Source organism: Sediminibacillus massiliensis, assembly GCF_900156915.1.
GTDB lineage: Bacteria > Bacillota > Bacilli > Bacillales > Amphibacillaceae > Sediminibacillus_A > Sediminibacillus_A massiliensis.
On the sequence record NZ_LT732535.1, the window covers coordinates 1,775,807 to 1,794,448 of the forward strand.

At 41.9% G+C, this 18,642-nt stretch carries 23 protein-coding genes; 7 read left to right on the forward strand and 16 right to left on the reverse strand.

Annotation, left to right across the window (positions count from 1 at the left end):
• Nucleotides 1-215: 215 nt before the first annotated feature.
• The 3 genes from CZ434_RS09745 to CZ434_RS09755 all read right to left on the reverse strand — a co-directional run bounded on the left by CZ434_RS09745 (nt 216) and on the right by CZ434_RS09755 (nt 5,450).
• Complete coding sequence (locus CZ434_RS09745) at nt 216-1,355, reverse strand: mannitol-1-phosphate 5-dehydrogenase (protein WP_077622959.1); 1,140 nt, start codon at nt 1,353-1,355, stop codon at nt 216-218.
• A 5-nt stretch (nt 1,356-1,360) separates the two neighbouring features.
• A complete protein-coding gene (locus CZ434_RS09750; RefSeq protein WP_077622960.1) occupies nt 1,361-3,436 on the reverse strand; it encodes a BglG family transcription antiterminator in 2,076 nt (691 codons plus the stop codon).
• A gap of 82 nt (nt 3,437-3,518) precedes the next feature.
• A complete protein-coding gene (locus CZ434_RS09755; RefSeq protein WP_077622961.1) occupies nt 3,519-5,450 on the reverse strand; it encodes a PTS mannitol transporter subunit IICBA in 1,932 nt (643 codons plus the stop codon).
• Between the two features lie 339 nt (nt 5,451-5,789).
• Between CZ434_RS09755 and CZ434_RS09760 the strand changes: the two genes are divergently transcribed.
• The gene (locus CZ434_RS09760; RefSeq protein ID WP_077622962.1) at nt 5,790-6,116 is read left to right on the forward strand and encodes a four-helix bundle copper-binding protein; all 327 of its coding nucleotides are present in this window, start codon (nt 5,790-5,792) and stop codon (nt 6,114-6,116) included.
• Nucleotides 6,117-6,206: 90 nt separating this feature from the next.
• Here CZ434_RS09760 and CZ434_RS09765 read toward each other — a convergent pair whose 3' ends face one another.
• The 13 genes from CZ434_RS09765 to CZ434_RS09825 form a co-directional block, all read right to left on the reverse strand.
• Nucleotides 6,207-6,716: a hypothetical protein gene (locus tag CZ434_RS09765; RefSeq protein ID WP_077622963.1), complete on the reverse strand. Its 510-nt coding sequence runs from the start codon at nt 6,714-6,716 to the stop codon at nt 6,207-6,209.
• 254 nt (nt 6,717-6,970) lie between these two features.
• Nucleotides 6,971-8,446, reverse strand: coding sequence for a UDP-N-acetylmuramoyl-L-alanyl-D-glutamate--2,6-diaminopimelate ligase (locus tag CZ434_RS09770; RefSeq protein WP_077622964.1), 1,476 nt, complete (start codon nt 8,444-8,446; stop codon nt 6,971-6,973).
• Nucleotides 8,447-8,875: 429 nt separating this feature from the next.
• Nucleotides 8,876-9,259 (reverse strand): DUF302 domain-containing protein, encoded by a 384-nt coding sequence (locus CZ434_RS09775; protein ID WP_077622965.1) that lies wholly within the window; start codon nt 9,257-9,259, stop codon nt 8,876-8,878.
• Between the two features lie 184 nt (nt 9,260-9,443).
• The gene (locus tag CZ434_RS09780) at nt 9,444-10,232 is read right to left on the reverse strand and encodes a sulfite exporter TauE/SafE family protein (RefSeq protein WP_077622966.1); all 789 of its coding nucleotides are present in this window, start codon (nt 10,230-10,232) and stop codon (nt 9,444-9,446) included.
• Between the two features lie 45 nt (nt 10,233-10,277).
• The gene (locus tag CZ434_RS09785; protein ID WP_077622967.1) at nt 10,278-10,505 is read right to left on the reverse strand and encodes a sulfurtransferase TusA family protein; all 228 of its coding nucleotides are present in this window, start codon (nt 10,503-10,505) and stop codon (nt 10,278-10,280) included.
• A gap of 21 nt (nt 10,506-10,526) precedes the next feature.
• On the reverse strand, nt 10,527-11,645 hold the full coding sequence (locus CZ434_RS09790) for an MBL fold metallo-hydrolase (protein ID WP_425442095.1): 1,119 nt from the start codon (nt 11,643-11,645) through the stop codon (nt 10,527-10,529).
• 28 nt (nt 11,646-11,673) lie between these two features.
• Nucleotides 11,674-12,246 carry a sulfurtransferase TusA family protein gene (locus tag CZ434_RS09795; RefSeq protein WP_077622969.1) on the reverse strand — a complete coding sequence of 191 codons (573 nt, stop codon included), beginning with the start codon at nt 12,244-12,246 and terminating at the stop codon, nt 11,674-11,676.
• A gap of 22 nt (nt 12,247-12,268) precedes the next feature.
• Complete coding sequence (locus CZ434_RS09800; RefSeq protein WP_077622970.1) at nt 12,269-12,568, reverse strand: rhodanese-like domain-containing protein; 300 nt, start codon at nt 12,566-12,568, stop codon at nt 12,269-12,271.
• Nucleotides 12,569-12,667: 99 nt separating this feature from the next.
• Nucleotides 12,668-13,147: a DsrE/DsrF/DrsH-like family protein gene (locus CZ434_RS09805; protein ID WP_077622971.1), complete on the reverse strand. Its 480-nt coding sequence runs from the start codon at nt 13,145-13,147 to the stop codon at nt 12,668-12,670.
• A 116-nt stretch (nt 13,148-13,263) separates the two neighbouring features.
• Nucleotides 13,264-13,524 carry a metal-sensitive transcriptional regulator gene (locus CZ434_RS09810; RefSeq protein ID WP_077622972.1) on the reverse strand — a complete coding sequence of 87 codons (261 nt, stop codon included), beginning with the start codon at nt 13,522-13,524 and terminating at the stop codon, nt 13,264-13,266.
• Between the two features lie 15 nt (nt 13,525-13,539).
• Nucleotides 13,540-13,875 (reverse strand): hypothetical protein, encoded by a 336-nt coding sequence (locus tag CZ434_RS09815; protein ID WP_077622973.1) that lies wholly within the window; start codon nt 13,873-13,875, stop codon nt 13,540-13,542.
• A gap of 128 nt (nt 13,876-14,003) precedes the next feature.
• Nucleotides 14,004-14,219, reverse strand: a complete 216-nt coding sequence (locus CZ434_RS09820; RefSeq protein WP_077622974.1) for a hypothetical protein — start codon at nt 14,217-14,219, stop codon at nt 14,004-14,006.
• Nucleotide 14,220: 1 nt separating this feature from the next.
• Complete coding sequence (locus CZ434_RS09825; protein WP_077622975.1) at nt 14,221-14,769, reverse strand: GNAT family N-acetyltransferase; 549 nt, start codon at nt 14,767-14,769, stop codon at nt 14,221-14,223.
• 723 nt (nt 14,770-15,492) lie between these two features.
• Between CZ434_RS09825 and CZ434_RS09835 the strand changes: the two genes are divergently transcribed.
• The 6 genes from CZ434_RS09835 to CZ434_RS09860 all read left to right on the forward strand — a co-directional run bounded on the left by CZ434_RS09835 (nt 15,493) and on the right by CZ434_RS09860 (nt 18,619).
• Nucleotides 15,493-16,497: a potassium channel family protein gene (locus tag CZ434_RS09835; protein ID WP_077622977.1), complete on the forward strand. Its 1,005-nt coding sequence runs from the start codon at nt 15,493-15,495 to the stop codon at nt 16,495-16,497.
• A 137-nt stretch (nt 16,498-16,634) separates the two neighbouring features.
• A complete protein-coding gene (locus CZ434_RS09840; protein WP_077622978.1) occupies nt 16,635-16,943 on the forward strand; it encodes a hypothetical protein in 309 nt (102 codons plus the stop codon).
• 69 nt (nt 16,944-17,012) lie between these two features.
• Complete coding sequence (locus CZ434_RS09845; protein WP_077622979.1) at nt 17,013-17,213, forward strand: hypothetical protein; 201 nt, start codon at nt 17,013-17,015, stop codon at nt 17,211-17,213.
• The gene (locus CZ434_RS22780) at nt 17,214-17,483 is read left to right on the forward strand and encodes an OsmC family protein (protein ID WP_077622980.1); all 270 of its coding nucleotides are present in this window, start codon (nt 17,214-17,216) and stop codon (nt 17,481-17,483) included. It abuts the gene before it with no gap.
• 143 nt (nt 17,484-17,626) lie between these two features.
• Complete coding sequence (locus CZ434_RS09855) at nt 17,627-17,755, forward strand: YpzI family protein (RefSeq protein WP_077622981.1); 129 nt, start codon at nt 17,627-17,629, stop codon at nt 17,753-17,755.
• Nucleotides 17,756-17,794: 39 nt separating this feature from the next.
• Nucleotides 17,795-18,619 (forward strand): MBL fold metallo-hydrolase, encoded by an 825-nt coding sequence (locus tag CZ434_RS09860; RefSeq protein WP_077622982.1) that lies wholly within the window; start codon nt 17,795-17,797, stop codon nt 18,617-18,619.
• Nucleotides 18,620-18,642 lie beyond the last annotated feature (23 nt).

Consider the following 18,642-nt stretch of genomic DNA (forward strand, 5'->3'; position numbering starts at 1 on the left):
ATTGCAACAGAACCACCTCTCTCTGTCAGTCACTCCCATACATATTAACACAAAATGGATTCTGTCTTTAAAGCAAACCGCCGCAAAACTGGATAACTGGAATTTCACCGTACAACAATCCCTCCAAGCTAGCGACTTCAAACATGATCCTTACCAACTCCTTTAGCACACGTCAAAATAAAAACCCACACGCTTTGAAACGTGTGGGTAGCAGCTTATTTCAATAACTCGTATTGTTCGATGACTGTTTGGGTGATTTCGCTATTCTCGTCCAGTTTGCTTACTTCTTTCAAGACATATGGTACACCATGCTCCTGAATCATCGATTGGATTTGAACGGCTTCTTCATCCTCCGGATTATCAAATAACAAAGCAGCAGCAATCGCTTTTGATAGATTGGTGAATGACAATCCTGCTTTTTGTGCTTCTGTCGCCGGACGAACGAGCCTGTCTTCCGGTCCTAGCTTACGCATCGGAGCTCTTCCAACTCTGGTTACGGCATCGTTCAAATAAGCATTTTTGAAACGGTCTATATTCTTATTGATATAAGCAAGGTGATTTTCTTCATCCAATCCATACTGCTTAACAAGATAGGCACCTGTCTCTTTTAATGTTTCCCTAACCTGATCGGCAATTTGTTCGTCTGCCAAGGTTTGGTCGATCGTCGGCTTTCCAGCAAGATAGCCAAAGTAAGCAATAACAGCATGGCCCGTATTTACAGTGAACAGTTTCCGCTCAATAAATGGGGCAAGCTCGTCCACCACTGTCATTCCTTCGATTGGAGGAATGTCTTCTTTTGTTTCGACCACCCATTCGAAATAAGGTTCTACAAGGACGTCGAGAGATTCCTGATCTTCCTGGATGGGAACAATCCTGTCCACTGCAGAATTGAAGAAATAAACTCTTCCTTCCAGTCTTTCTTTCGTATCTTCATCCAGGTTGGACAGGATATGCTCTCTTAAAATGTCGGTGGCGGAAATTTGATTTTCACACGCAATCACATATAACTTTTCGTCTGTTTCATACACACGTTCAGCCAAACCACGGGCGATCAACGGTGCAATCCTAGGCAATATGTTCGGCCCGATTGCCGTTGTAAGATATGTCGCATTTTTTATGGACTCAATGACTTCGCCTTCCTGGTTCATATTATTCAAACCGGAAACATTTTCAATGGTGGTTGTTTCTTTTTGTTCTGTAGCCAATTTGACTTGGTAGCTTCTTTCTTCGTTTAACTTATTGATGATTTGGTCGGCAATATCCACGAAAGTGACATGATAACCGGATTGGGAAAAAAGTGCTCCAATAAAGCCTCTCCCGATATTTCCTGCACCAAAATGAACAGTTTGTTTCATTATAATCATTCCTTTATCAAATTATTTTGGAGGTATTCTAAAAATAAATCTTCCAATTTTTTACTGATCATCTCTTCGTTTGATGAAGAAAAAATCATCATTGCAACATCATTTTCGATTAGACTGGTACTTATCAGGCTCAATACTTCCTGCTCGCGCAAGCTTAGTTCTTCCGGAGCGAGCATCAACAGCAGGTTTTTCATATGGACTTCGTCCCCATCCATCCCTTCTATCGTAAAGGGATGCTCCAAATGGGATACTTGAAACACCAATTCGTGGATATGTTCATCCCGGCAATGAAAGAGCCCCATATTGGTCTTAGGTATCCCAAGGCCGCCTTTCCTTTCCCGTTCATATAATTGCTCCATCACTCTATCCGAATCAGACAGCAGGCCATCCAGTCTTGCTTGATCGACCATTTCCCTTAGTATCTCGTAATGACTGGTTTTATTAGTTGTACGATACACACGCAGGTTTTTCAGAATCGATTCAATGCTGGAATGGACAATTTTAATTTCCTCCAAAAGTTCCTTGATGGCAGGCTTCTCTTCAGGGGAAGGAGTCTGTTTTCTGTTTTCCGGTTGGTAATAAGTGTCATGTCTTGTCAACTTTTGTACGTTTCGTTGTAAAAAGTCGTGAATGACTTCAATGTCTTCCTCACTTAGAAGCGGACTCACCAAAATGTAGTCAATATCGGTGAACGGGAGTCTGACAGTAGAGATAACCACATCATAATTGTTCAAATCCGCTTGCTGAAAATCTTTCATCGATAATATTTCCACCGAATTGATTTCTACTATTTCTTTTTGTATCCTGCTGGCAAGCATCTTGGAAGCTCCGATACCTGTCGGACAGACGACAACAGCATTAATCCGTGTTTTTTCTTCATTCATCAATAGTGCAGAGCCAAAGTGAAGCACGATAAAGGCGATTTCGTCATCAGGGAAATCAATATCCGTAAACTCCTTGTTCAGGCTATTCTTAACAGCCATAAACAGGACAGGATACTTTTTCTTAATTTCTGAAGTCAATGGATTGTATAATTCCATATCCTGTTTCAATCGAAAAACAGATGGCTCCATATGAGCAAGTAAGCCTTGATATAGGGAAAAATCATCAGAAAGATCGACATGAAGCTGGGCTGACACATCGTGAATAATATTTTTGATTAATTGCGCTAACATAATTCGGTCATACTCAACTGCATCAGCTGCCTGTAGTTTGGATCCTCTTAAAATAACTGATAGAAGATGGATATCCTCTCTGGTGAGCGAAAGAGATAACCTGTCTTTCAGTTCATCGGCAATTTTATTTATCCATTCCTCTTCTGCAGGCGCGTGCTCGTCTTCTTCCAAGAGGAAACCGCTCTCTGTCCGTTGAACGGTAATACAGATATGGACAATCAATCCAATATAGTCGCTGTCAGCAAGGCGCGTTTGACCTTTGTTTATGGTATTGTTAACCAAAGCATCGACTTCGGCGAGATAAACAGGGGAAAAATAGCCTAGCACAGGTCCCTCTATTTGATTCCCTGTTTGCAATAAGTATAAGCTTTCGATCAAGTCTTCGTAAAAGTGGATAAAGAAGTAACTGGCAAGCGCTTTTCGCATGTCTGCTTCTCTTCCCGCCAATTCGATTCCTACTCCCCTTTTTCTTGTCAGGTTAATTTGAAACTTGCTCAACCAGTCCGCCAAATCGTCCAGGTAAGCAGCAAGAGTTGCTGTGCTGACACCGAGCTGTTTTGCCAGTACTTGCGTCTTAAAAGACTGGCCTTCATTCAATAATATGATCAACAGCCGTAGTTTTCTTTCCTCCAATGTTTCATCTGTAGGATGCAGGTCGGTCAGGCTTTGCATAAGTTTATAAATATGTTCATTTTTACCATTAACGATCAAACCGTCATTTTGTGTCCTGCTCAATTCCAAATCAAATTGATTCAAAATTTTGTTCACAGACTTCAAATCGCGCTGGATTGTTCGGACGCTAACATGCAAGTATGCAGCCATTGATTGAACAGTGTGCTTCCCTGCAGTTTTGACTATCAATTCGATAATGGACTTTTCCCTGGAAGTAATAAACATATTACCTACTCATTTCTGAAAGAATTTGTTTCTGAAATTAGAACAGAAAGGCAGGTATCCCCGCCTTTCTATTTTTGTTGACTTATTTACTGTTGATTATATCTTTTAATTCTTTTGCTGTCTTAGCCTGTACCATCTGATCGATGTTTTCCTGTTCCGCACAAATTACTGCGATTCCAGAAAGAATTTCGAGATGTGTGCCGTCTTTTCCAGCAATACCGAATATTAATTTAGCCTGTTCGCCGTCAAAGTCTACTCCATCCGGAACTTGAACGACAGTGAATCCGGACTTGATTACCGCTTTTTTCGCCGCTTCAGTACCATGAGGGATTGCCACATTGTTACCCATATAAGTCGACGTCATTTCGTCCCTTTCCACCATTGCATCAATATAGCTTTCTTCGACATAACCGGCTTTGACCAGTGCTTCACCCGCAAAACGAATCGCTTCTTCTTTAGAGGAGAACTCCTTGCCGATAAAGATGTTCTCTTCCAATAGCAAATCATCATCTTCATTTTGATCGAAGTCTTGTTCAGTTGCGTCTTCCTGGCTTTCTTCGGTCAATTCTGCCTGTTCTTCGGTAATCCCGCTTTGGAGGCTGTCGATTAACTTATCGTATTCCGGGCTGGACAGGAAGTTATCTACTGAAATGTGATAAGCATTTGGCAACTTATTCTTTGCCCTCGGTGTTAATTCTTCCTGGGTTATGACGATTTCTGCATCATTTGGCAAATTGCTGATAGATGTATTCGTTACCGTCACGTCCAGATCAGCTTCTTTTACTTTCTTACGGAGCAAGGAAGCCCCCATCGCACTTGAGCCCATCCCTGCATCACAAGCAAATACGATCTTATCAACAGATTGCGGCAAAGCACCTTGAGTTTGTTGCTGGTCGGAAGTGGAGCCTACAGCTCCTGCAACAGAGCTTTTCTTGCCCTTCATTTCTTCCATTTTCTTTGTCGCTTCGTTGATATCTTCGTCTTCTTGTTTTCCGGATTTCAACACAAAAGCAGAAACAATGAATGATACTGCTGTAGCTACAATTACTGCAGCATAGTTGGCAACATAAGTCATTCCATTTGGAGGAGTAACTGCTGTGATTGCCAGGATACTGCCTGGAGACGCCGGGGCCCCGAGTCCTCCGCCTAATAAAGATAATGTGAATACACCACTCATACCGCCAAGGATGACGGAAACGAACAACAATGGACGCATTAACACATATGGGAAGTAAATTTCATGAATACCACCAATGAAGTGGATAATTGCTGCACCAGGTGCTGAACTTTTCGCACTTCCTCTGCCAAAAAACATAAAAGCAAGTAATACACCTAAACCTGGTCCAGGGTTGGCTTCCAACAAGAATAAAATGGATTGACCTGTTTGCCGCGCCTGTTCCAAACCTATTGGTGATAGAACACCGTGGTTGATTGCGTTATTCAGGAACAAGATTTTGGCAGGTTCAATAAGGATACTGGTCAAAGGTAGTAATCCTGTCGCCAACAGCCAGTCGACTCCAACCACTAACAGGTGGGTAAACCCGTTTACAGCTGGTCCAATACCAAGAAAGGCAAGAATAGCCACTGCACCGCCGAGAATACCAGCGGAGAAATTATTGACAAGCATTTCAAAACCAGTCCTGATTTTCCCTTCAATTAACTGGTCGAATTTCTTGATTACATAAGCCCCCAGAGGACCCATTATCATAGCGCCTAGAAACATTGGCGTGTCTGCGGCACCAACAATGACACCCATCGTAGCGATAGCACCAACTACTCCACCACGCTGGTCATAAACGAGTTTACCTCCTGTATAACCAATTAGTAGAGGCAATAAATAGAAAACCATAGGGTCTACCATACTGGCAAGGCTTTCATTTGGGAAGAACCCGGAAGGAATAAACAATGCCGTGATGAGCCCCCATGCAATAAAAGCGCCAATGTTCGGTAAAACCATTGAGCTCAGGAAGTTACCAAACTTCTGCACTGCAACTTTTATATTTGATTGAGCCATTTTATACTTCCTTTCAATAATGATTAAATAATGTCATACATTCTTCATACTAATCCTCCAACGGACCATGTTCAAGAAACACTAACATTACCTTTGTCGCAGGGCGAAAGACAAAGGTAGGTTTTCTCCATGATTAGTATAAATAAGAGGACCGCTTCTATTCTTGACTGTTCCACGGTAGTTCTATTTTCCGCTCTATTTCTTATACCCTATATTTTCTCGTATCATGCTTACAGTTTGATTAATTGCATTTTTTGAGGAATTTTCCTATTTCCGTTTAACTTGGCTGACAATGGGAACTTTTAATTATGTAAAAAAATATTATACGGAGGTTTTAAAATGCCACATCAGCAAAATCAAGAACTTATTCAAACATTGCATGAATGTGTAGAAGCTTGCAATCATTGTTTTGACGCATGTCTTCAGGAAGACGACATGCAGATGATGGCCAAGTGTATTCGTCTGGATAGAGAGTGTGCGGACATATGCGCGTTTCTTGAACAAGCACTGACTAGAGGAACTCCATACGTAGCAGAGTTGGCATCTGTTTGCGCGAAAATTTGTGAAGACTGTGGAAATGAGTGTAAAAAACATGACCATGAACATTGCCAACGTTGTGCAGAAGCATGCTTTAAATGCGCAGAAGCGTGCAAAGCAGTATCATAATGGAGGCATACCAAAAGGATTGGGGCAGGGGAGTTTGACTGCACCAATCCTTTTTAATTTTAAAACCATCAGGCTTACTTCCCAACCAGTTTATTCGTGTAAGACATGCAAATATTTATGGAGTGTCATCTGCTGTACTTCTTTAGTGGCTCTTGGAATAAATGGTTTACTTGCTCCTTGCAGAAAACTGTCGTATAACATTTGAAAGGTGACATCCTGGTAAGCCATCTGGATGTGGATATTTTTCACATTGGGATCTTTCATCAACAGTGCAGAAGTATAGTTGTCGTTGCTCATAAGTTTTGCGGAAGCTGTTGCTTCCTTTATAATGTCTTTCTCTATTTCCGTAAGAGGACCTGGTCCCATCCCCAAATCAACCTGGTCTATATCTGGTAAATGAACTGTTTCGTACCTGTCCGGGTCAATAAGTTCCAGCATAGCGGCAACATGATTTCTCAAAGTATTTATGTGGAGACTTAATAATCTTTTTAAAGCCGTTGAAGTTACGGACCCGTAATACATTTTCAGTTTATTGATAACCCCTTCATGGCTGCTTAAATGCTCTGCCATAATACCAAAATCAACAGCGGGCAGATTCATTCTTCCTCACCCTCCTCCTCATTTTTCACGTTATGCAGAGGGAAAAGAATGGTGCATTGTCTTGATTGAAAAGGTGTGAAGAGTATATTTAACATAAATCATTTTTCCTACCAATATAAAAGCCAACAGACAATCCGTAACATGGGGTATTTACAACCAAAAATCAGAAGACCCCTAATATATTATGTGTTTACAAGCAATTTTTACTAGAACGGGGTTATATTTAGGGTCGACGAGTTTTTTGGTGCGGGAACTTATTGATCCAGCACTGTTTCCCTCGTGAATTCTTTCCTCACACATTCAATTGTTTCTTTATCCGTGCTTGTCGGCAGCTCATAAGACTGCTGATATTGTTCATGACCTTTTCCAGTAATAATAATCCAGTCGCCTGGCCTGCTCTCTTCCAGTGCTGTCTTGATGGCCCGTGTTCTGTCGGGAACGATGCTCCCTTTATTGTTTCCGTATTTTTTTTGCAGGATTTCCATCTCAGAAATCATTTCACCGCGTGGAACCGAATTTAAGTCGTCCATGGTTAGAATATACTTGTCACTTATATCCGCTGATATAGACAACATATCCTGCCTTTTGCTTTTATCCCGGTTACCTCTAAAACCGAACACATGGATGACTCTCTCTGCTCCGCTTTCTCTGGCAGTGTTCAGACAATGGTAAATGGCATCAGCTGTATGAGCATAATCGATAACAACCTGAGCACGGTTTGATTGTTTATACATTTCAAATCTGCCATTCACACCAGGAAAGTCACAAATTGCAGAAACGATTTTCTCTTTGTTGCCCCCCATGGATGAAGCCGCAGAGTAAGCCATTGCAGTATTATACATATTGTGTAGGCCCGCCATCGGAATATAGATTTGAGTAGTTCCTTTATTATCAGTAAGAGTAAGCGTAGAATTCTTAGAATTCATTTCGGTCAGCTGAATATCCGTCTGTACTGACTGTCCTACAGAGAGGCAATCTTTCTTCTCGCTTATCAATCTAGCAATTAATTTTTCGCCCCACTCGTCATCTGCATTGACGACAGCCTTTCCATTCGGCTTTAGCTTTTGGAACAAGATACATTTGGCACCAAAATACTCTTCCATTGATTGATGATAATCCAAGTGTTCATGGTGAAGGTTCGTAAACAATGCATAATCGAATTCAACTCCCTCCACCCGGTATTGGGTCAGCGCATGGGAGGATACTTCCAATATAACTACTTGATCCTCGCTCTCTGCCAAAAGTTCCTGTAAGACAAGTGAGCTTGGAGTAGTATTCGGGGTATTCATCACTTTTCCATTAATGATGTTCTGAACAGTCCCAATGACCGAACAAGTAACACCACTGTTCTCGAGAATATGTTTCATTAGAAAGCTTGTTGTGGTTTTTCCGTTCGTACCAGTAATACCGACAATTGTTTTTGTACGGGCAGGTTTATGATAAAAGCTGCTGGCAACAGCACCCAGAGCTTTCCGGCTGTTGTCGACTTGGATATAGGGGACAGGCAAGCCCGGCAAATCTTTCTCCCCGATAATTACAGAAGCTCCTCTTTCCACAGCATCTTCGATAAAATCATGGCCGTCTATGCGATAGCCGGAAATAGCCACAAATAAATAACCTTCTCGGACATCTTGTGAGTTATCCGCGATGCCTTTGATATTTATGTCTACCATATTTGAATCAATTGGATTAATAGTTTTCAATTCATTCAGCAGTTGTCGTAATCTCATAGTTCGAATGTCTCCTTCAAACACCAGGAACTTCCCAGTTTATTTAAAATGTGAATTACAGAATTTTTTATATTGAGGTATGTAATGTAGATGTAAATCTGAATTTTTCATGCTGGAACAGGAAGAACGCTGATTATTCATTCCTTTTCTCCTTCTCTGTAACTAAGAAATACTGGCAACCCAGAGAATATACAAAAAAGAATACCAATACACGCAGTTCCTTAATTTCCGAAAAAATAAACATATTCACCAAGAAAAAATGAATGATTATTTAAAGGTATCTATTTCCGATTCACCTCTACATTAAACTGGGTCATATTTCTAAAAAAGAGGTGGGTTAAAAGCCATAGTCATTGTTAAAATTTGTAATCTAATCACCAGGCATTTCCATTAAAAAGGACGATAGTTGTCTCTATCGTCCTTTCCTTGTTAAATACTTTTATCAATGCAAGCCGTTAACCTGTCTTCTATATCCGCGGCTAATTCTTTTATCGAATGATCATTTACCATTTGAATTAAGGCCGTCGGCTTTGGCATCCCAATTTTTGTTTTACCGTCATCTTCATAAACGACAATCTTGCATGGCAGAAAATATCCTGCCATTTTGTTTTGGGTCAGAACACGCTGGGCTTCTTCCGGATTGCATACTTCCAGCACTCGGTATGGCTGGTGGAAATCAAGTCCTTTCTCCTGAAGCTTGTCCTTGATATCAAAATCCAAAAGGACACCGAATTTTTCTTCTTTCAAACTTGCCTCGAGAGCTTGGATTGCTTGGTCCAACGATTGTTCAGTTTCGACAGTATAGTGAAACACAAATTTCGCCACCTTTCAGATAGTTATTCTCACGACTAGTCTTGCCTGCATAATTATTTTTCTACAAGGATCTCATGAACTTGACAGTTTCCTGACAGCATTTTTCCTCAAAAAACAGATACGGGTACAGGTATAAAAGGAAAGAAAATAAAAACAGCTCATAACTTTTCGGAGCAGTTCCCATCTACCAGCCCAGTATTTCTGTCCAAATCTTGATTGCTGTGCCTAATATCAAGACAGCCAACATTCCACGCAATAGCTTTGTATTCACTTTTTGGCCCATTTTAGCTCCGAGTGGTGAGGCGATTAAACTGGCTATAATCATCACTGCGGCAGGAATGAATAGAACCTGGCCTGTAAAAACCTTACCGGTTGTTGCACCAATTGACGAAATAAACGTGATGGCCAATGATGTAGCGATTGTCATTCTTGTCGGAATTTTCAACACCAGCAGCATAATCGGAACCAATATAAACGCTCCCGCTGCCCCTACGATTCCGGCTCCCACTCCCACAATGAATGCCAGAACAGCTGCAAGCCATTTGTTAAACGTCACTTGTTCCAACGGTACGTCGTCCAAACCTTTTTTGGGAGCGAACATCATGACTGCTGCGATGGCTGCTAACAGGCCATATACAAGGTTTACACCGCCATCTGACATGAACTGTGAACCATACCCGCCAAGGAAACTGCCGAACAGGATACTTATCCCCATATAGAGAATGAGCGTTTTGTTTAGATATCCTCCCTTTCGGTATGCCCAGACGCCGCCAACTGTGGCAAACAAAACTTGAATGGCACTTATACCAGACACCTCATGGGCAGTAAGTGCGGACATTCCAACTAAAGGCGGGATGTATAAAAGCAACGGATATTTGATGATTGAACCACCTATTCCAACCATACCCGAAATGAAGGAACCGACAAACCCGATAAGAAAAATGGTAATGATAAAAATAAGACTATATTCCAATTGTCATTCCTCCTAATAAAGAGGGCCCACATCTGTGGGCCTCCTTTATCCTTTTTTGATCCAAAATTTGAGTACATCGCCTTCTTCTGTGTCTTTCACCAATTCATGACCACCGGATTTCGCCCATGCTGCAAGGTCACTTTTTGCCCCTTTATCTGTAGCATGTACTTCCAATACTTCACCTGTAGTTAATTCCTGGATTGCTTTTTTGGTTTTGACAATCGGCATCGGACAAGCCAACCCTGTTGCGTCTAAAACTTTGTTTGATTCCATTAAAACACCTCCTTTTTATGGTTATCCCTGGACCGCACAGCGGTTCGGACCAGATTCCATTTCCCTTTGTTTTTCGTTATCCGGGTTGATTTTGCCCATATTTGTTTCCCGGATTTCCTGATATGCGTTTGGCTGTGGAGGCAGATTCTCTGTCACCAGTTTCCTGAACGCTGTTTCATCTTCTACCTGAAGGCCGGAATTTTTCTCATATAGATCCCCCAAAAGGCCCGAGACACTGCCGTCTTCACTAAGCTCTTCTGCAAAGGAGTAGTGGGCAGGCAACACAATTAAGTCGTCAGAAAGGCTTTTGTACCTGCTGTAAAGGGTCTCCCGAAGATCTTCCACCCAATCTTCGGCCTTTCCTGCCAAATCTGGCCGACCGATAGATTTCACAAACAAAATATCTCCTGACAACAAATACTTGCCATCGATAATCAAGGAAGTACTCCCTTCCGTATGCCCTGGCGAATAGACTGGCTGTACCTTTACAGTAGTATTTCCGACTGCAATCTCGCTTCCTTCTACGAGCGGAGCATAATCAAATGTCACTTCGCCGGCATCTTTCGGAGGCAAATGGTAAGTTCCTCCAACCTCTTCAGCCAATCTCCTTCCACCGGAAATGTGATCAGCATGTAAGTGTGTATCGATCATATGATTAATCTGCACACCTCTATCTTCGGCAAACTGCTTATAAGCATCGATCATCCGGTTGGAATCTACGATAGCCGCCTCCCCGTTAGACTCAATAAAATAGGACAAGCAGCCTTTGCCTAGGCGTACAAATTGATAGAGACTTCCTCCGTTTTTCAAATCGCCTATTTTGACTGGTTCCAAGTGTTCTCCCCATGTTTTCATTCCGCCTTCAAGGTTATATACTTTCGTAAAACCTTCTTCTTCCAGCATTTCCGCAATCATTTGGGAAGACCCGCCTTTGGCGCATACCACTATAATTTCTTGGTTCTTCTCAAGCTTGTCTACTATCGGTTCCATCCCATCCAGCAAGTTAAAATAGGGTTCATTGACTAACTCCACTTTTTTGCCTTCGATTTTCCAATTATTAAATTCATCTGTGTTTCTTACATCTAAAATCAAGGTTCCTTGCTGATTGACAATTCGTTTTGCCAATTCTCTTGTCGTCATTGTACTAGACAATCCTATCTCCTCCTGTTCAAGTGTTTTTTTCGATTGGACCTTCCCATTCCATCATCCCTGGCACAATATTTTTCACATTTTTAAAGCCTTTTTCGGCAAGGTTGCGTGCTGCAAGATCACTGCGGTTCCCAGTACGGCAAATAACGTGTATAATCTCATCGCGATTAACTTCTTCTAATCTTCCTTCTAATTCCCCCAGAGGTATGTTGATAGCTCCCGGGATATGACCGAAAGCATATTCTGCCGGTTCGCGGACATCAAGGACAAAAACCTCTTCATTTTTCTCCACTTTGTTACGCAGTTCCTGTAAATCCAAAACATGCTCATGTTTTGCTTCTTCTTTCATTTCAGCTTCACTCGCTTTACGCAAGTAATGCTTTAATACGTTCCCGTCTTCAACAGTCCCGAGATATTGGTGGCCCTTACTCTCAGCCCATGCTTTCAAGTCAGCAGTAGAGCCTTTATCGGTAGCTTGTACTTCAATTACTTGTCCAGCCTCCAAGCTGGTGATTGCTTTCTTTGTTTTGACGATCGGCATTGGACATGCCAATCCTTGTGCATCAAGGAATTCATCTGCTTTAATACTCATCATTTCTCCTCCTGTTGGATGGTTATTTTTCTAATTCATCTTTCCAATCAAGCATACCGCCTGCCATATTAGTAACATCATAACCCTGCGTAATTAAGTAGGCACATGCATTCCCGCTTCTTCCGCCGGAACGGCATACAATGAAATGGTGCTCCGACTTATCGATTTCATCTAACCGGTCAGGAAGTTCACCAAGCTTGATGTGACGGGCACCCGGGATTATACCTTGAGCAACCTCTTCGTCTTCACGTACATCAATGATGCTGACTTTCTCACCGGCATTCATTTTCCTTGCCAAATCACTTGTTGTTATTTCCTTCATCCTGTTCCCCTCCCATTTTTCTAGACAATTCATTTACATATGCATGGTATGGCGCTTTAAACCCATACCCATACATGTATACAAAATGCTAAATAAAAATTAAATAAATAGATTTACGTTTCCTTCTTCTGCATCGCCGATATATGCCGCAACCCCCGCATAGTCAATTCCATCTAGTAACTCTTCTTTTTGAAGTCCCAACAAATCCATCGTCATCGTGCATGCTATCAACCTGACATCTTGCTCCTGGGCCATTTCCACTAATTGCGGCAAAGGAACAGCATTATGTTTTTTCATGACACTTTTAATCATTTTTGGTCCCATACCTAAATAATTCATTTTAGATAGTCCCATTTTATCTGTCCCTTTCGGCATCATTTTTCCAAACATTTTTTCCAAAATTCCTTTCTTCACAGGAACTTGGGCATCTTTACGGAGTGCATTCAATCCCCAGAAAGTATGGAAAATCGTAACTTCATGGTCATAAGCAGCAGCTCCGTTGGCGATGATATACGCAGCCATGGCTTTATCATAATCACCGCTGAATAGCACAATGGTGGTTTTCTTTTTTTCCGACATTCTTCCCTCTCCTTATATACACATACGTGTATGGGTATTATAAAAGTTTAAAAAAATATGACTTTATCTTTATTTAGATATCATCCAAAGATGGATAACTTTGTTCCAAATAACGTTCAGCGGCTTTTCACAAGCAAGTTAACGGCTTCTTGAATTAACTCTTCAGAATTCCTGCCATTTTCCTGTTCTTCCCGTATGCAATTTTCCAAATTCATACTGACAATCAATGCAGCAGTCCGGTCGAGAGCTGATTTCACAGCCGACATTTGGGTGATTACATCACGGCATTCCTTTTCGTCTTCCATCATTTTCAATAAGCCTCTGACTTGCCCCTCTACACGTTTTATCCGGTTTGTCACCTTTACATCGTATTCCAATAACAGCCCTCCCTTCTAGCTTTTAGCACAGTGGTAGCCAATGACCCGAACTCCTTTATTACGGAGTATCCGTGTGCTAAGGTTTTTTTCGACCCGATCAGAAATGATCAAAATAATATCTTTGTCCGGAATATCTCCCGCCTGCCTTTTCAGGTATGGGAGCGGAATGCATAGTATGTGTTCCGCTTGTTCCCGGTAAGAAGTCTGGTAGTCTCTTATATCCACGAAAGCTACATCATCGTGGTGTGTGATGGAATTCAATTCCCATTTCCCGATTCCACGAACCGGCATGTACCTTTTATATAAAAATAGGGAAAGTAAACCTATCAAAACAAGTATGGCAATATACATAATGCTCTCCTCTTTAAAAACCTTTCAACAACGGTACGACCCAATAATATACCCCTACAGGTATTTTGTCAACAGTTGAAGTTTTGCCTTTTTCAGAACTATGGTTTTGAATTTATCAATTAACTGTTTTACATGTCTGATGTTTTTATCACTTTAATTAATTTATCAGCTGAAATAGCAGAAATCGGTATGATTATAACAAACAGGATAAAAGAAAAGAAAACAATACCTTTTATGTCGCCGAATGAAAATAATTCAAACAGAAAAATGAGTATCTTAAAATAGATAATGAAGAATACAATAGTCAGGAAAACGAATGTCAGCCTGCCGATATTTTCATGCATACTATCCCCTCTTTTGATTGGTTTGGCTCAATGCTTCCCACTCTCTGCGCAATATCCCCATTTTAATTGCATCAAAATACCTCCCTTCGACCACCCGGGCCTCCCTGATTCTTGCTTCTTCTTTCATCCCTATCTTTCCAGCGACTTTCATCATTCGGTTATTGCCAGACCAGGTAGACATTCCAAGGCGGTGGATAGTGGTATTCTGAAACAAGAAGTTGATCCAAAGTCTGTATGCTTCCGAACCATATCCCCCGTTCCAAAATGTTTTATCATAAATAACGATCCCGGTTTCAAGCCAGATTTTATTTTGGTCAACCCAGTAGCTTCCTACCGTGCCAATTAATGCATCTTCTGACTTGATAACCAATGTGTCCGGGACCCCTGGAAACAGCTCGTCATCTTCCCAGATTTTACGGTACTCTTCCCTGTCCATGGAGGGTTCAGCTATATACGGGCCATTCCATTTCTTTGCCGCTTGCTCTTTGTCTTCGAACTTCCAATAATACAGTTCCTCGATATCATTGATAGAAGCTTTTTTTAATTCCACTTTTTCTCCAAGTCCATCTTTTTATCTCCGCGGAAAATCCCTTTGTCCAGTATAAGGAAAATTCTGATAAATGTCTCTATTTTTCTCGTCGATTGCTTTTTCATAAGATAAACTGCGACATAACTTCAGTGTGACTTCCGATCATCCTTTCAAATTGAGTGGTAGTCCAACGCTGCGGAAAAATACTCCCTTTCCGGGGCAGCACCTCAGCCTCCTCTTGAGCAAAAAGCGCTCACTGCGGGGTCTTCGGAGCTGCTCTTCCCCCAGGAGTTTCGCATTTTCCTCCGCTTCATTAGATTTTCTGATTAAGTGAGAAGTTGTTCTAAAGTATGTCTAACATCGGTGTTGTTAACATCAAAATTCAGAAAATCCCTACCAGCGAAGGCAGAACACGCAGACTCCTGCAGGAAAAGCGAAAGGTCTTCGATGGGGCGAGTAACCGCAGTCCCACGAGTCTGAAGACTCCGCAAGAAGCGCTCTTTGCTGATGAGGAGGCTGAGGCCGGGCCCGCGGAAAGCGAAGTGTTCTGCCGTAGTGAGTGCATGCGCTTAACAATCATCAGAATCACAGGAAATAAAAATGTCACTATGTTGCCGATACATCGGTTTATTGCTATCACGACTTTTTGTGGAAAGAGAGGTTTATAATTGATGTTTTGTTTGTGGCTTAGGGGTGCAGGGAATAGTTTATCAGTTAATTTTCAGATGTTAGGAGGATTAGTTGGTGAACACGGTTTATTTGATTTTGGGAATACTCATACTTACTATCACGATCATCGAGCTTATTTGGACAATTTTATGGGTGGACCGCGGCGCAGGGCCGATTACCAGCCGCTTGTCCGCTGCCTGTTGGAAAGGACTCCGCAAAATTAGCAGGGACAACTCGACTATATTCAGTATTTCTGGTCCGGTTATCCTTTCGCTGACACTGCTCAGCTGGGTGCTTTTGCTCTGGGCAGGATGGGTCTTTGTTTTTGCAGGTGGAGGAACTCCCCTTCTCGATACACAAAACCGCGGCGAAGTTGACTGGATAGATACCATCTATTTTGCCGGTTACACTGTTTTCACATTGGGAATTGGTGACTTTGTTCCAGCTGAAGGGTTTTGGAAGATAGCAACCATCCTGGCGAGCGGAAGCGGTATGCTGTTCATTACTATGAGCGCTTCATACGTTATTTCTATTCTAAGCGGCGTGACAGAAAAACGTTCTTTCGCCGACACTATCACAGGGCTTGGAGAAGACAGTCTCGAAATTGTCAAACAGGCATGGAACGGAAAAGACTTTAAAAGTATCGATTTATTTCTGATCACTTATGCCTCTCAGCTAAGTAAGGTTACAGCTCAGCATAAGGCCTACCCTATTCTGCATTACTATCACAGTAGTAGCACTCAAAAGGCATTAACCGTTGCAGTAGCCGTTTTCGACGAAGCATTGATGATGCTCCGCTACGGAATCCCTGAAGCAGAACGGCCCAATCCCGTCAACCTTAAAAATGCCAGGTCTAGTGTTCTAAGCTATATTGAAACAAATACTTCTGCTTATATAAAACCTGCGGACCAGGCCCCGCCTATCCCTGATTTGGAACATTTGAGACAGTCCGGAGTGCCGGCTGTGACCAATGAGAACTTTGAACATGCCATCGCAGAGCTCCACAACCGACGTAAAAAGTTGTTAGGTTTGTTGGAAGCAGATGCAAGAAGCTGGCCTTCAGGAAAAAACAACAGATAAACAAATGAAAAGACAGTCCCCGTCACTTGATTTTTCCAGGTGAACGCGGCCTGTCTTTCTTTGTTGTGAAATATTTTAAAGCGTCAACACATTGTATAGCTGAAGGGAAAGACGGTTAAGATATTAATAAAAAGAGGGTGGTTATCATTTTTAAGTATTACATAAAGCAATTCAGGAATTTAAAGAGATTTCCTTCGTGGAAATACTTCGATAAAGCAGCATTTCTGGCAATCACCAATCTATTGGTTGTAGCTATTGCCCTTTCTGCTCCTTCCATCAAATTATTGGACCTTATTTTTAGTATCTTTTTTCTGACAAGCCTGTCTTACTTCAGTTATTTGACATGCAGGATATTGGCAGCAAAGCTGTTCAATGATGCTCCTAAGCCTTATACAAATGTCATTAGAATGAGTGACTACAAGAAACCAAGGAGAAGAAGAAGATAAGGTTAGCAGACGAAATGGTTGCTTATAAGTCTCAAAAGCAGTACGCTTTCCAAAAAGGGAGGTATGTTGATGAGTGAACCTGTTGCGTTAACAGAAATAACGATTTATCAAAAGGACACTGCCAATAAGATCCGAGAAGCTTACATTGATGGCTTTGAAGAACCATTACAATTTGGTGTTCACGGAGGTGTCAAAGATTTTTACGGCACAGAACCGGAAATCGAACACCCATCCACACTGGATCATATCGTAGCAGCTGCCGGCGGCTGACTGGTCGGCACACTATCAGGCGCGCTGGAAGCGCGTAAAATACCGACATCGCCAGATAAAGTACAGGCAAAAGTGCAAGGAACGATCGAAGCCCCTGAAGGCGTACTGAAAATAACCAAAATTGATTGCCATTATCAGGTGAAAGTACCTCAGGGAAAAGAATCGGCCGCAGAACGGGCATTATCAGTGTTCGAAAAAGGCTGTCCAGTAGCCCAGACTCTTAAAGGTGCAATACAGTTTGAACACACTTGGGAATTAGAGTCTTACTAAATTCAGTTACTTCAATGAACCTCTCCGTCTATCCAGATGGGGGGGTTCTTGTACTATGGAGCTCTTCTTCTCAACTCAAAAAGAATGAAAAAATCAAGGATGGTTATGATAAAACCAGTAATGAATACCAAGGAGGAAGTAGAATGGGCAAAGACAGACAAGAGAAAAAACAAAGAAAATCCGGCCAAGTAAGCTCTGACCGCGACCAGGCATTGCATTATGGCGGAGCGACCAAACTCGAAGGGCCCGACCGCGCAGAAAAGCGCAAATAGCTTTTTATCATAAAACCAGAAAGGAGGTATTGGACAACCATGGATAAGGATGTTGGCAAATCTCCTGAAGAACAGCTTGATATGGAACATGCAGAAACAGTGGAAGTGCTGGAAGATTTAGCCTATTACAGGACAGTTGTAGCAAATGTATGTATGATCGGACATCCGAAAACAGGTGACTGGGTACTTATCGATACAGGTGTAGCCCATTATGATAAACGGATTGTTGCAGCATGTGAACAGCGGTTTGGTGATAGAGCTCCGAAAGCGATTATTCTGACCCACGGTCATTTTGACCATGTTGGTTCTGCCAAAGAATTGGCTAAACATTGGGATATACCTATTTATATTCATGAGAAAGAAATGGACTATGTAACAGGAAAAAAGTCCTACCCTCCAGCAGATCCAACTGTAGGCGGCAGCTTCCTGACTTTCATTTCCCCATTTTTTCCCCAAAAGCCAGTCAATTTCAAAAAATGGGTCACCCCTCTTCCAGAAAATGGGGCCATTCCTTTTCTTGATGATTGGAAGTATATTCATACACCAGGACATTCCGAAGGCCATATTGTCTTGTTCAGGGAAAAAGACCGGACGTTGATCACAGGAGATGCAATCGTTACGGAAAATCCCGATGAGACTGTCGCTTTATTCATACCGATCCAAGGGGTATATGGTCCACCGCCCTATTTCACTTCAGACTGGGACAAAGCTGAGCAATCTGTAAAGAAAATGGCAGAATTGAGACCAGAAGTTCTGCTGACAGGACATGGCCTGCCGTTGGAAGGCGAATCCATGCGGGAAAAGTTGCAAGAGCTTGCGGATAATTTCATGGAAAAAGCAATACCAAAAAATAAAAAACATTAAGAACAGTGGCTGCTGAAAAGGTG

Bases quoted from the DNA above. Each gene is read 5' to 3' on its own strand.
- CZ434_RS09745 (WP_077622959.1), bottom strand. From the start codon at position 1,355: ATGAAACAAACTGTTCATTTTGGTGCAGGAAATATCGGGAGAGGCTTT.
- CZ434_RS09750 (WP_077622960.1), bottom strand. From the start codon at position 3,436: ATGTTTATTACTTCCAGGGAAAAGTCCATTATCGAATTGATAGTCAAA.
- CZ434_RS09755 (WP_077622961.1), bottom strand. From the start codon at position 5,450: ATGGCTCAATCAAATATAAAAGTTGCAGTGCAGAAGTTTGGTAACTTC.
- CZ434_RS09760 (WP_077622962.1), top strand. From the start codon at position 5,790: ATGCCACATCAGCAAAATCAAGAACTTATTCAAACATTGCATGAATGT.
- CZ434_RS09765 (WP_077622963.1), bottom strand. From the start codon at position 6,716: ATGAATCTGCCCGCTGTTGATTTTGGTATTATGGCAGAGCATTTAAGC.
- CZ434_RS09770 (WP_077622964.1), bottom strand. From the start codon at position 8,446: ATGAGATTACGACAACTGCTGAATGAATTGAAAACTATTAATCCAATT.
- CZ434_RS09785 (WP_077622967.1), bottom strand. From the start codon at position 10,505: ATGGAATCAAACAAAGTTTTAGACGCAACAGGGTTGGCTTGTCCGATG.
- CZ434_RS09790 (WP_425442095.1), bottom strand. From the start codon at position 11,645: ATGACGACAAGAGAATTGGCAAAACGAATTGTCAATCAGCAAGGAACC.
- CZ434_RS09795 (WP_077622969.1), bottom strand. From the start codon at position 12,246: ATGAGTATTAAAGCAGATGAATTCCTTGATGCACAAGGATTGGCATGT.
- CZ434_RS09800 (WP_077622970.1), bottom strand. From the start codon at position 12,568: ATGAAGGAAATAACAACAAGTGATTTGGCAAGGAAAATGAATGCCGGT.
- CZ434_RS09805 (WP_077622971.1), bottom strand. From the start codon at position 13,147: ATGTCGGAAAAAAAGAAAACCACCATTGTGCTATTCAGCGGTGATTAT.
- CZ434_RS09815 (WP_077622973.1), bottom strand. From the start codon at position 13,875: ATGTATATTGCCATACTTGTTTTGATAGGTTTACTTTCCCTATTTTTA.
- CZ434_RS09820 (WP_077622974.1), bottom strand. From the start codon at position 14,219: ATGCATGAAAATATCGGCAGGCTGACATTCGTTTTCCTGACTATTGTA.
- CZ434_RS09845 (WP_077622979.1), top strand. From the start codon at position 17,013: ATGAGTGAACCTGTTGCGTTAACAGAAATAACGATTTATCAAAAGGAC.
- CZ434_RS09855 (WP_077622981.1), top strand. From the start codon at position 17,627: ATGGGCAAAGACAGACAAGAGAAAAAACAAAGAAAATCCGGCCAAGTA.
- CZ434_RS09860 (WP_077622982.1), top strand. From the start codon at position 17,795: ATGGATAAGGATGTTGGCAAATCTCCTGAAGAACAGCTTGATATGGAA.